This is a genomic window from Streptomyces sp. NPDC003036 (assembly GCF_040611175.1).
Taxonomy (GTDB): Bacteria; Actinomycetota; Actinomycetes; order Streptomycetales; family Streptomycetaceae; genus Streptomyces.
Genome location: NZ_JBEXNO010000010.1, coordinates 119763 through 134169, shown reverse-complemented (window position 1 = coordinate 134169; position 14407 = coordinate 119763). Strand labels below are relative to the sequence as shown.

Annotated in this window: 12 protein-coding genes; 4 read left to right on the top strand and 8 right to left on the bottom strand. The window is 73.9% G+C overall.

All coding sequences use genetic code 11. From position 1 onward, the window contains the following. Positions 1-63: 63 nt before the first annotated feature. Together ABZX67_RS10215 and ABZX67_RS10210 are read right to left on the bottom strand one after the other, a co-directional pair. Positions 64-873, bottom strand: coding sequence for an inositol monophosphatase family protein (locus tag ABZX67_RS10215; RefSeq protein ID WP_355356862.1), 810 nt, complete (start codon positions 871-873; stop codon positions 64-66). A gap of 9 nt (positions 874-882) precedes the next feature. Continuing rightward, positions 883-2010, bottom strand: a complete 1128-nt coding sequence (locus tag ABZX67_RS10210; protein ID WP_355356860.1) for a ferrochelatase — start codon at positions 2008-2010, stop codon at positions 883-885. Between the two features lie 155 nt (positions 2011-2165). Here ABZX67_RS10210 and ABZX67_RS10205 point away from each other — a divergent pair, with 155 nt between their 5' ends. Both ABZX67_RS10205 and ABZX67_RS10200 read left to right on the top strand, forming a co-directional pair. Continuing rightward, the gene (locus tag ABZX67_RS10205) at positions 2166-3425 is read left to right on the top strand and encodes an MFS transporter (protein WP_355356858.1); all 1260 of its coding nucleotides are present in this window, start codon (positions 2166-2168) and stop codon (positions 3423-3425) included. After that, positions 3373-4704, top strand: coding sequence for a D-arabinono-1,4-lactone oxidase (locus ABZX67_RS10200; RefSeq protein WP_355356856.1), 1332 nt, complete (start codon positions 3373-3375; stop codon positions 4702-4704). The genes ABZX67_RS10205 and ABZX67_RS10200 overlap by 53 nt, the downstream gene beginning before the upstream one ends. Before the next feature lie 4 nt (positions 4705-4708). Here the strand turns inward: ABZX67_RS10200 and ABZX67_RS10195 are convergent, their stop codons facing one another. Beyond that, positions 4709-5395 carry a hypothetical protein gene (locus ABZX67_RS10195; RefSeq protein WP_355356854.1) on the bottom strand — a complete coding sequence of 229 codons (687 nt, stop codon included), beginning with the start codon at positions 5393-5395 and terminating at the stop codon, positions 4709-4711. A gap of 562 nt (positions 5396-5957) precedes the next feature. Between ABZX67_RS10195 and sepH the strand changes: the two genes are divergently transcribed. Further along, positions 5958-6983 (top strand): septation protein SepH, encoded by a 1026-nt coding sequence (gene sepH, locus ABZX67_RS10190; RefSeq protein ID WP_355356852.1) that lies wholly within the window; start codon positions 5958-5960, stop codon positions 6981-6983. A 41-nt stretch (positions 6984-7024) separates the two neighbouring features. On the opposite strand, the gene ABZX67_RS10185 is transcribed toward sepH, so the two are convergent. Next, on the bottom strand, positions 7025-7861 hold the full coding sequence (locus tag ABZX67_RS10185) for a sulfurtransferase (RefSeq protein WP_355356850.1): 837 nt from the start codon (positions 7859-7861) through the stop codon (positions 7025-7027). 228 nt (positions 7862-8089) lie between these two features. Here ABZX67_RS10185 and ABZX67_RS10180 point away from each other — a divergent pair, with 228 nt between their 5' ends. Further along, the gene (locus ABZX67_RS10180) at positions 8090-8863 is read left to right on the top strand and encodes a VOC family protein (RefSeq protein ID WP_355356967.1); all 774 of its coding nucleotides are present in this window, start codon (positions 8090-8092) and stop codon (positions 8861-8863) included. A gap of 11 nt (positions 8864-8874) precedes the next feature. Here ABZX67_RS10180 and ABZX67_RS10175 read toward each other — a convergent pair whose 3' ends face one another. The 4 genes from ABZX67_RS10175 to ABZX67_RS10160 are packed head-to-tail and all read right to left on the bottom strand — an operon-like array spanning position 8875 to position 14285. Beyond that, entirely contained in the window at positions 8875-9519 is a 645-nt protein-coding gene (locus tag ABZX67_RS10175; RefSeq protein WP_355356848.1) for a thymidine kinase, read from the bottom strand. A gap of 55 nt (positions 9520-9574) precedes the next feature. Beyond that, positions 9575-10780 (bottom strand): nucleotide pyrophosphatase/phosphodiesterase family protein, encoded by a 1206-nt coding sequence (locus tag ABZX67_RS10170; protein WP_355356846.1) that lies wholly within the window; start codon positions 10778-10780, stop codon positions 9575-9577. Beyond that, positions 10780-11364, bottom strand: coding sequence for a DUF5998 family protein (locus ABZX67_RS10165; RefSeq protein WP_355356844.1), 585 nt, complete (start codon positions 11362-11364; stop codon positions 10780-10782). The genes ABZX67_RS10170 and ABZX67_RS10165 overlap by 1 nt, the downstream gene beginning before the upstream one ends. Positions 11365-11405: 41 nt before the next feature. Next, positions 11406-14285 carry a GNAT family N-acetyltransferase gene (locus ABZX67_RS10160; protein WP_355356842.1) on the bottom strand — a complete coding sequence of 960 codons (2880 nt, stop codon included), beginning with the start codon at positions 14283-14285 and terminating at the stop codon, positions 11406-11408. Positions 14286-14407: the final 122 nt, after the last annotated feature.

Genomic DNA, 14407 nt, shown 5'->3' with positions numbered 1-14407 from the left:
GAAGGCCCCGATGCCCGGGTATGGCATCGGGGCCTTCGCGTGCGTACGGCCGCCCGGGGGGCCTCAGTCGTGCCAGGCGCCGAACTCCTCCAGAAGGGCCTGGAGGGGCTCGAAGACACCCGGGGAGGCCGCGACCGTCAGGTCTCCGGAGGGCGGGGTGCCCGGGCGGCCGCCGGTCAGGGCGCCGGCCTCGCGGGCGATCAGGTCGCCGGCCGCGAGGTCCCAGGGCCGCAGCCCTCGCTCGTAGTAGCCGTCCAGGCGGCCGGCCGCCACGTCCGCGAGGTCGATCGCCGCCGAGCCGCCGCGGCGGATGTCGCGCAGCCGCGGGATGAGGCGCTGCGCCACGTCGGCCTGGTGGGCGCGGACCGCGGCCACGTAGTTGAAGCCGGTCGAGACGAGGGCCTGGTCCAGCGGCGGGGCCGGGCGGCAGCGGATGGGCCGGCCGTTCAGGAACGCGCCGCCGCCCAGGACCGCGTGGAAGGTCTCGTCGCGCATGGGGGCCACCACGACCCCGACGAGGGTCTCGCCGCCCCGCTCTGCGGCGATGGAGACGGCCCAGGTGGGCAGGCCGTAGAGGTAGTTCACCGTGCCGTCCAGGGGGTCGACGACCCACCGGACGCCGCTGGTGCCCTCCGTGGCGGCGCCCTCCTCGCCGAGGAGGCCGTCGTCGGGGCGGTGCTCGGCGAGGAAGCCGGTGATCAGCTTCTCGGCGGCGATGTCCATCTCGGTCACCACGTCGATGGGGCTCGACTTGGTGGCCTGCACCCCGAGGTCGGCCGGGCGGCCGTCGCGCAGCAGCGCACCGGCCCGGCGCCCGGCCTCCAGGGCCAGGTCCAGCAGCTCGGTCGGGAGCGGGTCACGCGGGTCGGTCACGGCGTCTCCTTACGCGTACGGGCTGTCGGCGCCCGCCGCCGCGGGCCGCTCGGCACGGGCCGGGCAGCAGCCGACGGGGCACAGGTCGTGCGACGGGCCCAGGGCGCCGAGCGCGCACCGCTCCACCACTGTGCCCCGCTCGGTCGCCGCGCGCTCCAGGACGAGGTCGCGGACGGCGGCGGCGAAGCGCGGGTCGGCGCCCACGGTGGCCGACCGGCGCACCGGGAGCCCCAGCTCGGCGGCCTTGGCGGTGGCCTCGGTGTCGAGGTCGTACAGGACCTCCATGTGGTCCGAGACGAAGCCGATGGGGACCATCACGACCGCCGGGGCCCCGGCGCCGTGGAGCTCCTCCAGGTGGTCGCAGATGTCCGGCTCCAGCCACGGGATGTGCGGCGCGCCGCTGCGGGACTGGTAGACGAGCTGCCAGGGGTGCTCGACGCCCGTCTCGTCCCGTACGGCGTCGACGATGAGGCGTGCGACGTCCAGGTGCTCCTTGACGTACGCCCCGCCGTCGCCGTGCTCCTCCACCGGGCCGGAGGCGTCGGCGGCGGACACCGGGATGGAGTGCGTGGTGAAGGCGAGGTGGGCGCCCGCGCGGACGGACTCGTCCAGCTCGGAGAGCGACGCGAGGACGCCGTCGACCATGGGCCGGACGAAACCGGGGTGGTTGAAGTAGTGCCGCAGCTTGTCGATCCGGGGCAGCGGCAGGCCCTCCGCCTCCAGGGCGGCGAGCGCGTCCGCGAGGTTCTCGCGGTACTGGCGGCAGCCGGAGTAGGAGGCGTAGGCGCTGGTGGCGAGGACGGCGATGCGGCGGCGGCCGTCGGCGACCATCTCGCGCAGCGTGTCGGTGAGGTACGGCGCCCAGTTGCGGTTGCCCCAGTAGACCGGCAGGTCGAGGCCCGCGTCCGCGAAGTCCTTGCGCAGCGCGGCCAGCAGGGCGCGGTTCTGGTCGTTGATCGGGCTGACGCCGCCGAAGAGGAAGTAGTGCTGCCCCACCTCCTTGAGCCGTTCCTTGGGAATGCCCCGGCCCCGGGTCACGTTCTCGAGGAACGGCACCACGTCGTCGGGACCCTCGGGCCCGCCGAAGGAGAGCAGCAGCAGGGCGTCGTACGGAGCTGGATCGCGCTGATCGGACATGGCATCGATCCTGCCACCCGGGTCCGACAGCCGGAAAACCGCCGTGCGCCCTCACTCATTCGGACGTAACCTGTGAAGGCTGCCCAGACGCCTTACGCCGCTTCACGCCACGCGCGCGCCCCTACGCCTGACCGCCTTACCGGCCGGAGTACCCCTTGCCCAGTCCCTACCGCGCGATCTTCTCCGCCCCCGGAACCGTGGGCTTCTCCGCCGCCGGCTTCATAGGCCGGATGCCGCTGGCCATGATGGGCATCGGCATCGTCACGATGATCTCCCAGCTCACCGGCCGCTACGGCCTGGCCGGCGCGCTCTCGGCGACGCTCGCCGTCTCCGCCGCCGTGCTCGGCCCGCAGGTCTCCCGCCTCGTCGACCGGTACGGCCAGCGCCGCGTGCTGCGCCCGGCCACCCTGATCACGGTCACGGCCGTGGCGGGGCTGCTGATCTGCGCGCAGCAGGGCCTGCCGGAGTGGACGCTGTTCGTCTTCTCGGCCGCCGCGGGCTGCGTACCGAGCATCGGTGCGATGACCCGGGCCCGCTGGGCGACCATCTACCGGGGCTCGGCGCGCGAGCTGCACACCGCGTACTCCTTCGAGTCGATCATCGACGAGGTGTGCTTCATCTTCGGTCCGATCGTGTCGATCGGGCTGTCGACCATCTGGTTCCCGGAGGCGGGCCCGCTGCTGGCGGCGGTCTTCCTGGCGGTCGGTGTGTGGTGGCTGACCGCCCAGCGCGGCACCGAGCCGAAGCCCCATCCGATCGAGCAGCACACCGGCGGCTCGGCGCTGCGCTCCCCCGGCCTCCAGGTGCTGGTGGCCGCGTTCGTCGCCACCGGCACGATCTTCGGCGCGGTGGACGTGGTGACGGTGGCGTTCGCCGAGGAGGAGGGCCACAAGGCCGCGGCCAGCCTGGTGCTGGCGGTGTACGCGCTCGGCTCGTGCGTGGCGGGTGCGGTCTTCGGCCTGCTGCACCTCAAGGGGGAGCCGTCCCGCAGGTGGCTTCTGGGTGTCTGTGCGATGGCCGTGAGTATGATCCCCCTCCAACTGGCCGGGAATCTGCCGATCCTGGCCGTGGCGCTCTTTGTCGCGGGCCTTGCCATCGCGCCGACGATGGTGACGACCATGGCCCTCGTCGAGGCCCACGTACCGCGCAGCAAGCTGACCGAGGGCATGTCCTGGACGGGTACCGGGCTCGCGGTCGGCGTGGCGCTCGGCTCCTCGGCCGCCGGCTGGGTGGTCGACGCGCACGGGGCGGCCGCGGGGTACGCGGTCCCCGGCATCGCCGGAGTGCTCGCGGCCGCGGTGGCGTTCCTGGGATACCGCCGGCTGCGCAGGCCGGTGCCGACGCGGGAGGGGCAGGGGCAGCGTGAGCAGCGCGAGCAGGACCCGGAACAGCCGGAGCAGCACCACGTGGCGTAACTGGGCGGGGACCGTCACCGCGAGGCCCGTACGGGAGGCCCGTCCGGCCTCGGTGGCGGAGCTGGCGGCGACGGTACGGAGGGCGGCCGAGGACGGGCTGCGCGTCAAGACGGTCGGTACGGGTCACTCCTTCACGGCCATCGCCGCCACCGACGGAGTGCTGATCCGGCCGGACCTGCTGACCGGGATCCGGCGCATCGACCGCCGCGAGATGACGGTCACGGTGGAATCCGGTACTCCACTGAAGCGGCTGAACGCGGCCCTGGCCCGGGAGGGCCTCTCGCTCACGAACATGGGCGACATCATGGAGCAGACGGTCGCGGGCGCGACCAGCACCGGGACGCACGGCACGGGCCGGGACTCGGCGTCGATCGCCGCGCAGATCAGGGAGCTGGAGCTGGTCACGGCCGACGGGCGGGTGCTGACCTGTTCCGAGAAGGGGAACCCGGAGGTCTTCGCGGCCGCCCGGATCGGCCTCGGCGCCCTGGGGGTGGTCTCGGCCCTCACCTTCGCCGTGGAGCCGCTCTTCCTGCTCACCGCGCGGGAGGAGCCGATGACCTTCGACAAGGTCACCGCGGAGTTCGACGCGCTGCACGCGGAGAACGAGCACTTCGAGTTCTACTGGTTCCCGCACACCGGGAACTGCACCACCAAGCGCAACAACCGCAGCGCGGGCCCGGCGGCGCCGCCCGGGCGGGTCAGCGCCTGGATCGAGGACGAGTTCCTCTCCAACGGCCTCTTCCAGGTGGTCAACTCGGTGGGCCGCGCCGTGCCGGCCAGCATCCCCGCGATCGCCAGGATCTCCAGCCGCGCGCTGTCCTCGCGTACGTACACGGACATCCCGTACAAGGTCTTCACCAGCCCGCGCCGGGTGCGGTTCGTGGAGATGGAGTACGCGATCCCGAGGGAGGCGGCGGTCGACGCGCTGCGCGAGCTGAAGGCGATGGTGGACCGCTCACCCCTGCGCGTCAGCTTCCCCGTGGAGGTGCGGACGGCCCCTGCGGACGACATCGCGCTGTCGACGGCGTCGGGCCGGGACACCGCGTACATCGCCGTGCACATGTACAAGGGCAGCCCGTACCGGGCGTACTTCACCGCGGCGGAGCGGATCATGACGGCGCACGGCGGCCGACCGCACTGGGGCAAGGTGCACACGCGAAACGCGGCGTACCTGGCGGAGGTCTATCCGCGGTTCGGCGAGTTCACGGCGCTCCGGGACCGGCTGGACCCCGACCGGCTGTTCGGCAACGACTACCTGCGGCGGGTGCTGGGCGGCTGACGCCTCACTCGGCCGTCGCGTCGGCATCGTCGGGCGTCGGGGGCGTGGAGCTCGGCGTCGGAGGCGTCGGCGTGGGGGTGGGCGTCGGGGGCGGGGTCGGTGTCGGTGTCGGGGAGGGGAACGGCGAGGTGGTGTCCGGGTCGGGCGTCGGCGGCGGAGTCGGTGTCGGTGTCGGGTCCGTGTGCGCGCCCGGGTCTGGGTCCGGGTCCGGGCTCGGTGCCTGCTGCCGGTACGGGTTGTCGTGGGGGGTGACCGGCCGGGACCGCTCGGAGTCCCCGCCGCGTACGACGGAGCCGATGGTGGTCCCCCCGCCGCCGCTGAAGTCCTGGCCGGATATCAGCTCGTACGCCGTGATGCCGGCCATCGCCAGGACGAAGACGAGCGCCGCCGCGATCACCGAGCGCCTTCGGCCGCGTCCACGGGTACGCGCGGTACGCGCTCGCGTACGGGCGCGGTACGTCGTCGCACCGCCGAACTCGCCGTGCGCGGGGCCTGGCTCGGCGGACGCCGTGGAGCGCGGGCGCCGGACGGCCCGCACCCGCTCGCCCGCCGCCGTGAGGAGGTGCTGGAAGACCGGACCGCCACAGGTGGCGATGACGCTGATGACGCCGGCGCCGAGGACCGTGCCGTACACGCCCAGCTTGGCGGCGAGTTTGGCCGCCACGACCGCGGCGACCGCGCTGCCCGCCACTTGGGTGACGGTGAGGTCGAGCCGCCTCTTCTTCCCTTCTCTCTCTTTTGTCAGAGTCTCCGGCTTGTGTTCCATTTCGTCCCTTTGCCCACCGGTCTGTTGCTGCATGCACGGAGAAGGGACTTTTGAGCGAAGCGAATAGTTCCGTTTCTGCCGATTCTGTGAAGGATGCCACCCGGGAGGAATACCTCCGGATGCCCAACTGCCGTACCGCGGGAGAAGTTCGACGGCGCGCCGGTCCACCCCGCTGGCCCGAATGGAGTACTGTGGCGAACCCTGGGCCCCGGTCCTCCAATGGGTGTCCGGGACCAACGGGAGGGGGCCACATGGCACTCGATCCGGCGGCGCCGCGGCACCGCACGGACGCCTGCCGCACAGCGCGACCGCCACGGTCACGCTCCGTCGCGAACAGGTAACCGTGCCATAACGGCGTTCCAGGGCCCATGCCCGACACGCCGGGCAACTCGGCAAGGTTGTGGCAGGCTGCACCCGGGCAGGCCACACTCGACTAGCGGAAGCAGCGACGCAGGTGACGTCGGCAGGCACCACCCGGGAGGTCCCCATGCCCGAACTGCGTGTCGTGGCCGTCTCCAACGACGGCACACGACTGGTGCTGAAGGCTGCCGACAACACGGAGTACACGCTTCCGATCGACGAACGGCTGCGCGCCGCCGTACGCAACGACCGCGCCCGGCTCGGCCAGATCGAGATCGAGGTGGAGAGCCACCTCCGCCCCCGCGACATCCAGGCGCGCATACGTGCCGGTGCCTCCGCCGAGGAGGTCGCCCAGCTCGCGGGCATCCCCGTCGAGCGGGTACGCCGCTTCGAGGGCCCCGTGCTCGCGGAGCGTGCCTTCATGGCCGAGCGGGCCCGCAAGACCCCCGTGCGCCGGCCCGGCGAGAACACCGGCCCCCAGCTCGGCGAGGCCGTGCAGGAGCGGCTGCTGCTGCGCGGCGCCGACAAGGACACCGTGGTGTGGGACTCCTGGCGCCGGGACGACGGCACCTGGGAGGTCCTGCTCGTCTACCGCGTCGCGGGCGAGGTGCACTCGGCCAGCTGGACGTACGACCCGCCCAGGCGGCTCGTCCAGGCCGTGGACGACGAGGCGCGGTCCCTGATCGGCGAGACCGACGACGCGGTGGCGGTGCCGGAGCCGAGCTTCCCCTTCGTCCCCCGGATCGCGCGGCTGCCGCGCGACCGGCCGCTGGACCGCACGCCGGTGCCGCCGCCGGTCCCGGAGGCCGAGGAGGAGCCCGAGCGCGACTCGCTGACGAGCCTGCTGGAAGCGGTGCCGAGCTTCCGGGGCGACATGGTCGTCCCGGAGCGCGCGGGCGCCGCGGAGCCGTCCACGGCCGATCCCGGCCAGGAACCGGACGCCGAGGAGCCCCCGGCCCCCGCCGCGTCGGCGGGCGCCGGCTCGGCGTACGCGGACGTGCTGATGCCGCGCGCGGTGAGCGGTCACCGCGACCGCCTGATCGGCACGACCGATCGCCAGGCGGAGGCGGACGGCGTCCGCCCGGGCCGCCGCGCGGCGGTCCCGAGCTGGGACGAGATCGTCTTCGGTACGCGCCGCAAGAAGCAGGAGTAGCCGGAGCAACCGCCCGGGCCGAGGCCGGCCCGGGCGGTGCGTCAGCCGCGCTCGGGGCCCTTGGCGACCGGGCGGGCGGGGTCGCTGGACCAGTCGGACCAGGAACCGGCGTAGAGGGCGGCCTCGATGCCGGCGAGCTCCAGCGCCAGGATCTGCTGGGCGGCCGAGACGCCCGAGCCGCAGTAGACGCCGACCTGGGGGGCGTCCGTCGCGCCCAGGGTCTTGAAGCGTGCCGCCAGCGCCTCGGCCGGCAGGTAGCGGCCCTCTTCGTCGACGTTCTCCATGGTCGGGGCCGACACCGCCCCCGGGATGTGCCCGGCCACCGGATCGATCGGCTCCACGTCGCCCCGGTACCGTTCCGCCGCCCGCGCGTCCATCAGCAGGCCCGTCCGGGCCAGCGCCGCCGCGCCGTCGGCGTCCAGCAGGGGCAGGGCCCCCGGCCGTGGCGTGAAGTCGCCAACGGGGGGCGTGGGCGTCGCGGTCGACAGCTCGCCCCGCCACGCGGCGAGACCGCCGTCGAGGACCCGTACGTCCGCGTGCCCCGCCCAGCGCAGCAGCCACCACGCGCGCGCCGCCGCCCAGCCCTGGGCGCCGTCGTACGCGACCACCCGCGAGGACGCGGAGACGCCCGCCCGGCGCATCACCGCGCCGAACTCGGCCACGTCCGGCAGCGGGTGCCGGCCCCCGCGGCCGCCGGGGCCGGGCTTGCCCGCGAGCTCCGTCTCCAGGTCGACGTAGACCGCGCCCGGGATGTGCCCCGCCTCGTACAACGGGTGGCCGGGCGGGCCGCCGAGCTGGTAGCGGACGTCCAGGAGGACCGGCGGGCGGGGTCCGGCGAGCTCGGTCGCCAGTTCGGTCGCGGAGATGATGGGGTTCATACGTGCCATCCTCGCTCAGCGGCGGCCCGCGCGGGGGCCGTCACACCGCGGATGGGCCTCGGAAAACCGGGCATCCTCCTGCGGGATCGCGCCACATCCCGGCGCGGCCGGGACGCACCGCGCGGCCAGTGGTGCAAGCATCTGACGAGGCGTGGAGCCGGTACCCGACGGCGCGCACGCCCGGTCCCCCCGCACGGCCACAACCGATGGTCGAAGGAGAGAGTGACGATGACCGAGGCGGCTCGGCGCAAACCCGGTACACCTTGCTGGGTGAGTTTGATGGCGCACGACCTTGACGCGACGCGGGAGTTCTACGGGGCGCTGTTCGGCTGGCGGTTCCAGCCGGGACCGCAGCAGCTCGGCCCGTACCTGCGCGGTCTGCTCGACGGCGAGGAGGTCGCCGGTATCGGTCAGCACCCGGCCGACCGGGGCCTGCCGACGGCCTGGACGCCGTACCTGGCGTCGGACGACGCCGACGAGAGCGCGGAATCGATCCGGTGCAGCGGCGGCACGGTCGCCGTGGGGCCGCTGGACGCCGCCGACGCCGGCCGCATGGTGATCTGCTCCGACCCGACGGGCGCCGTCTTCGGGGTCTGGCAGGCCGCGGCGCACCTCGGTACGGCGGTGGCGGGCAGGCACGGCACACCGGTCTGGAACGAGCTGCTGACGCAGGAGACCGAGGCGGTCGGCAAGTTCTACAAGACGGTGTTCGGGTACGAGCTGGAGCCGCTCGCCTCCGCCGACCTGGACGTGGTGACGCTGAAGCTGGACGACCGCCCGGTGGCCTCGCTGCACGGCGTCGGCGCGGCGCTGCCGCGGGACCGGGGCGCGCACTGGATGACCTGGTTCGAGGTGGCGGACACGGACGACGCGGCGCGCCGGGTCACCGAGCTGGGCGGCCGGGTGCTGGAGCCGCCGCGCGACGGCTCCACCGGCCGGCGCGCGACGGTCGCGGACCCGGAGGGCGCGGTCTTCACGCTCGTACGGTCGACCGGCCGCTGAGATCGTTCGGCTCAGGTGACCGGCAGGACGTCCGGGGAGAGGGCGGCCGCGCGGGCGGCGGCGCTCGTCATGCGGCGGCGGTGGTGGCGCCGGCACAGGACCTCGTAACCGACCTCCCCGGCGGGGCGGTTGACGTCGCCCACGACGACCTGCTCGCCCTCGACCACCATCTCGCCGCCCACCGTGCGGGCGTTGTGCGTGGCGCGCGCCCCGCACCAGCACATCGCCTCGACCTGGAGCGTCTCGACGCGGTCCGCCAGCTCGATCAGCCTCTGCGAGCCGGGGAAGAGCTTGGTGCGGAAGTCCGTGGTGATACCGAAGGCGAAGACGTCCAGGTCCAGGTCGTCCACGACGCGGGCCAGCTGGTCGATCTGCTCGGGGGCGAGGAACTGCGCCTCGTCGACGATGACGTAGTCGACCTTGCCGCCCTTCGACATCTGGTTCACCAGGTGGCCGTACAGGTCCATGCCCGGGGCCGCCTCGACCGCCTCGGTCACCAGGCCGAGGCGGGAGGAGAGCTTGCCCTCGCCGGCGCGGTCGTCACGCGTGAAGATCATGCCCTGGAGGCCCCGGGCGGACCTGTTGTGCTCGATCTGAAGAGCGAGGGTGCTCTTTCCGCAGTCCATCGTTCCGGAGAAGAACACCAACTCGGGCATGGGAAAGTGACGACCTTTCGGGTCGGAGGGGGCAGGGACAGGGGTCGGGAACGGGTCAGGAACGGACTTCGAGGAGCGGGACGAGCTGCTCGGCCGGGGTCATCGAGCCGTGCATGCCCGCCATCGCGGACTCGTGCGGCTCGTTGACGGACGCGGTGATCACGACGTCGTCGTGCGCGGCGGCGACGACGTCGCCGATCCGGCCATACACCCGCTCGTCGATCCCTGGCCCGAACCAGCCCGCCGCGATCGCCTCCTCGCGGCTCGCCACCCAGAACTGCTCGCCGAGCACCTCGCGCCAGCAGGCCAGGACGTCGGCCTCGGCGCCCGGCACGGCGTAGACGTGGCGGGCCCGGCCCTCGCCGCCCAGCAGGGCGACTCCGGCGCGCAGCTCCCAGTCCTCGTCGAAGTCGATCCGGGACTGCTCGTCGAACGGGATGTCCACCATGCCGTGGTCGGCGGTGACGTACAGCGCGGAGCGCGGCGGCAGCTGCTCGACCAGGCGCTGGACGAGGCGGTCCACGCACATCAGCTGGCCGCGCCAGGAGTCGGAGTCGACGCCGTGGCGGTGGCCGCTGCCGTCGAGCTCGCTGTAGTACGTGTAGACCAGCGAGCGGTCGCCCGCGGCGAGCTGCTCGGCGGCGAGATCCATGCGCTCGTCGCCCGAGAGCCGCCCGTGAAACGTTCCGCCGCTGAGCGCGATCTTGGTGAGCGGGGTGTCCTGGAAGGCCGGCGACGAGACCTGTGCCGTGTGGACGCCGGCGGCGTCGGCCATCTGGAAGACCGTGGGGTACGGCTGCCAGACGTGCGGCGGCGTCCAGGGCCGCCAGCGCAGCTGGTTCATCAGCGCACCGGTGTCCGGGTCCCGCACGGTGTAGCCCGTCAGGCCGTGCGCGCCGGGCGGCAGGCCCGTACCGACGGAGGCGAGCGAGGTGGCGGTGGTGGCCGGGAAGCCGGCGGTGAGGGGCCGCCCGGTCCCGCCGCGCGAGGTGGCGAGGAGGGAGGTGAGGTACGGCGCCTCGTCGGGGTGGGCCTTGATCTGCTCCCAGCCGAGGCCGTCGATCAGGAACACGCAGTTGCGGTCGGCGGGCGCCAGCTCCGCGATGCGGTGGTCGCACCCCGGTACGCCCTGGGCCGCCGCGAGCGTGGGCAGCAGGTCGGCGAGGGAACCGGAGCCGTACTCCGGTACGGGCGCGGTGTCGAGGGCGAGCGGCGTCGGGTCGTCGGGCCAGGCGGCGGCCGTCGCGGTGGGCTGCACCATCAGCGGGTGGCCGCGGTGGCCTCGGACAGGGCCTGCGCGAAGGCGAGGGCCTGGCGGACCGTCTCGGGGCCGTCGCCGGCCTCGCTGACACGCAGGCTCAGGTCGTCCGCCGTGGCGTTGCCGGTGTAGCCGTGGTCGGCGTCGCAGTTCGGGTCGCCGCAGGCGGCGGGCTCCAGGTCGATGCGGGAGACCGCGCCCCAGCCGATGTTGAGGACCACCTCGCGGGGGAGGGTGCCCGGGGTGTACGACTCCGGGTTCGCGACGACGCGGCTGAGGACCACGGAGGAGATCCGGCCGAGCTTCACGGACTCGGTGGAGGTCGTCGCGTACGGCGTCGGGGAGCTGGTGTCGGCGTTCTGCTCGTCGGTGTGGCTCACGATGAAGCGGTTGGCCGTCAGGACGAGGACGGTGACGTGGCGGCGGACCTCGTTGGCGTCGAAGGTGGTCTCCTGATGGACCAGGTACGAGGCGATGGGCTCGCCGCCCACGGCGGCCTCCACCGCCTCGGCCACGAGGGCCGGGTAGTAGCCGCTGCGCTCGATCGCCGCGCGCAGCCCCTGGGTCGTCGTACCGGTCTTCGCCATGAGCTCCATCCTACGGGGCCGGTAGGGGGACACCCGCCCCCTCAGTAGTTGGGAAGCCGCCGCGGCCCCAGGTCGGTACGGGCCGGGGGCGGCGCGAGGCGGACGGACGCGCCGAGGACGGACAGGCCGCGGGGGGCGACGACCACCGGCTCCAGGCCGATGGAGACGATCTCGGGGTGGTCGTCGACCAGCCGGGAGATCCGCAGCAGCAGCTCTTCGAGGGCGGGGGTGTCGACCGGGTCCGAGCCGCGCCAGCCGAACAGCAGCGGCGCGGTGCGGATGGAGCGGATCTGCTCGGCGACGTCCCGGTCGGTGGCCGGGACCAGCCGGTGGGCGGTGTCGCCGAGAAGCTCGGACGGGGCGCCGGCGAGGCCGAAGGAGAGCACGGCGCCGACGCCGGGGTCGATGGCGGCGCGGACGACGGTGTCGACCCCGCGCGGCGCCATGGCCTGCACGACCGGCTGGAGCTCCTCGGGCTTGCCGAGCGTCTCGGTCAGCTCGGCGTACGCGGCGCGCAGCTGCTGCTCGGTGGCCAGGTCGAGGCGTACGCCGCCGAGGTCGGGGCGGTGGCGCAGGTGGGGTGCGGTGGTCTTGAGCGCGACGGGGTAACCGAGGCGCTCCGCGGCGCGGACGGCGGCGTCGGGGGTGGGGGCGGCGAGGGCGGGGCGTACGTCGATGCCGTACCGCCCGAGCAGCTCGCGCGCGGCCTCGGCGTCGAGGGTGACGCCCCGCTCCCCCGCGTCACCGGTCTCGCTCAGCACGCGCTCGATCTGCGCGGCGGCCCCCGCCTCGTCGATCCCGTCGTAGTGCGGCACCCGGCCGGGCTCGGCGGCCTGCCGCCGCCAGCGGGCGTACCGCACGGCCTGGGCGAGCGCGCGGGCGGCCCGCTCGGCGGCGGGGTAGGCGGGGATGCGGTTGTCGGGGTTGGGGCCCGGGTCCGGGTCCGGGTCGGTGGCGGGGGCCGGGGCCGGGGCCCCGTCGGGCTCGCCGGCCGCGGGGGTGGCGGGGGTACCAGTGGACGCGGGGGGCGCGGGGGTCCGCGGGGGCGGCGCCGTGCTCGTGGCGGCGGCCAGGGCGTCGGCCAGGGCGCCCATCTCGACGTGGACCACCAGGACCGGCTTCGTCGGTGCCGTGGCGGACGCGGCGCGCAGCGCGGCCGCGAGGACCTCGCCGTCGCCGGACTCGGTCACGCCATTCTCGCCGACCCACGGGATCGCGGTGACCACCACCGCGTCGCACGCGTCGTCCCGCAGCGCCTCGGCCAGGGCCGCGCGGAAGTCCTCGGGCGTGGCGGCGGTCGTCAGGTCGCGGGGCCGCAGCGGTCGCAGCCCCTCCGTCAGGCAGGCGTCGTACGTGAGGAGGCCGAGGGACTCGGAGTTGCCGAGGATCGCCACCCGGGGCCCGGCCGGGAGCGGCTGTCCGGCGAGGAGGAGGCCCGCGTCGACGAGCTCGGTGACGGTGTCGACGCGGATGACGCCCGCCTGCCGGAGGAGGGCCGACACCGTGGCGTACGGGATGCGGGTGACCGGCACCGCGTGGCCGGGCGGCGCGCTGCCGCTGTGGCGGGCGCCCTGGACCACGACGACCGGCTTCACCGCCGCCGTGCGCCGTGCGAGCCGCGTGAACTTGCGCGGGTTCCCGATCGATTCGAGGTACAGCAGGACGACGTCCGTGTCGGCGTCCTCGTACCAGTACTGCAGGATGTCGTTGCCGGACACGTCCGCCCGGTTCCCGGCGGAGACGAAGGACGACAGGCCCGCCCCGCGCCGGTGCAGCCCGGACAGCAGCGCGATGCCGATGGCGCCGGACTGGGTGAAGAGCCCGATGCGGCCCCGCGCCGGCGGGTGCGGCGCGAGGGAGGCGTTCAGCCGCACGCCGGGGGCGGTGTTGATGACGCCGAAGGCGTTGGGGCCGATGACGCGCATGCCGTACGAGCGGGCCTGGCGGACCAGCTCCCGCTGGCGCTCGCGCCCTTCGGCGCCCTGCTCGGCGTACCCGGCGGAGAGGACGACCAGTCCCTGGACGCCGTGCTCGCCGCAGGCGGCGACGGCTTGCGGTACGCGCTCGGCGGGGACGGCGACGACGGCGAGCTCGACGGGCTCGTCGATGTCGGCGACCGACCGGAAGGCGGGGACGCCGTCCATGACGGACTCGCCTTCCGGCAGGGCGTGGTTCACCGCGTACGTACGGCCGGTGTATCCGGCGTCGAGGAGGTTGCGCAGGACCGTGCGGCCGACGCCGCCGGGGGCGCGGCCGGCGCCGATGACGGCGATCGAGCCGGGGGCGAGCAGCCGCTGCACGGAGCGGGCCTCGGCGCGCTGCTCGCGGGCGCGCTGCACGGCGAGGGAGCGGTCGGTGGGCTCCAGGTCGAGGTGGAGGCGGACGGCGCCGTCCTCGAAGCTGCGCTTCTGGGTGTACCCGGCGTCCGTGAAGACTTTGATCATCTTGTTGTTGGCGGGCAGCACCTCCGCCGCGAACCGCCGGATGTCCCGCTCCCGCGCCACCGCCGCGATGTGTTCGAGGAGCGCGGAGGCGACGCCCCGGCCCTGGTGGGCGTCCTGGACGAGGAAGGCGACCTCGGCCTCGTCGGCGGGGGCGCCGGCGGGCAGGCCCTGTTCGTTGATCCGGTCGTAGCGGACGGTCGCGATGAACTCGCCGCCGACGGTCGCGGCCAGGCCCACCCGGTCCACGTAGTCGTGGTGCGTGAAGCGGTGCACGTCCTTGGCGGAGAGGCGGGGGTAGGGTGCGAAAAACCGGTAGTACTTCGACTCGTCGGAGACCTGCTCGTAGAAGCTGACCAGGCGTTCCGCGTCGTCCGGGGTGATCGGCCTGATCCGCGCGGTGCCGCCGTCGCGCAGCACGACGTCGGCTTCCCAGTGGTCGGGGTACGCATGTTCCGGCTGATCCGACGGGGTCCGCATGGGCCCAGGTTACGGTGCGGGACACCGGTCGCGGAGGTGCTGTGGACAGGGCACATTGATCAGGTTCGCGTGCACACCGGAGAACATGAGAGAGTGGTCTAGACAACCCCCTGAACTCGAAG

Excerpts from the sequence above, each read along its gene's own strand:
- ABZX67_RS10210 (WP_355356860.1), bottom strand. The coding sequence starts at position 2,010 with ATGTCCGATCAGCGCGATCCAGCTCCGTACGACGCCCTGCTGCTGCTC.
- sepH (WP_355356852.1), top strand. The coding sequence starts at position 5,958 with ATGCCCGAACTGCGTGTCGTGGCCGTCTCCAACGACGGCACACGACTG.
- ABZX67_RS10185 (WP_355356850.1), bottom strand. The coding sequence starts at position 7,861 with ATGAACCCCATCATCTCCGCGACCGAACTGGCGACCGAGCTCGCCGGA.
- ABZX67_RS10180 (WP_355356967.1), top strand. The coding sequence starts at position 8,090 with ATGACCGAGGCGGCTCGGCGCAAACCCGGTACACCTTGCTGGGTGAGT.
- ABZX67_RS10175 (WP_355356848.1), bottom strand. The coding sequence starts at position 9,519 with ATGCCCGAGTTGGTGTTCTTCTCCGGAACGATGGACTGCGGAAAGAGC.
- ABZX67_RS10170 (WP_355356846.1), bottom strand. The coding sequence starts at position 10,780 with ATGGTGCAGCCCACCGCGACGGCCGCCGCCTGGCCCGACGACCCGACG.
- ABZX67_RS10165 (WP_355356844.1), bottom strand. The coding sequence starts at position 11,364 with ATGGCGAAGACCGGTACGACGACCCAGGGGCTGCGCGCGGCGATCGAG.
- ABZX67_RS10160 (WP_355356842.1), bottom strand. The coding sequence starts at position 14,285 with ATGCGGACCCCGTCGGATCAGCCGGAACATGCGTACCCCGACCACTGG.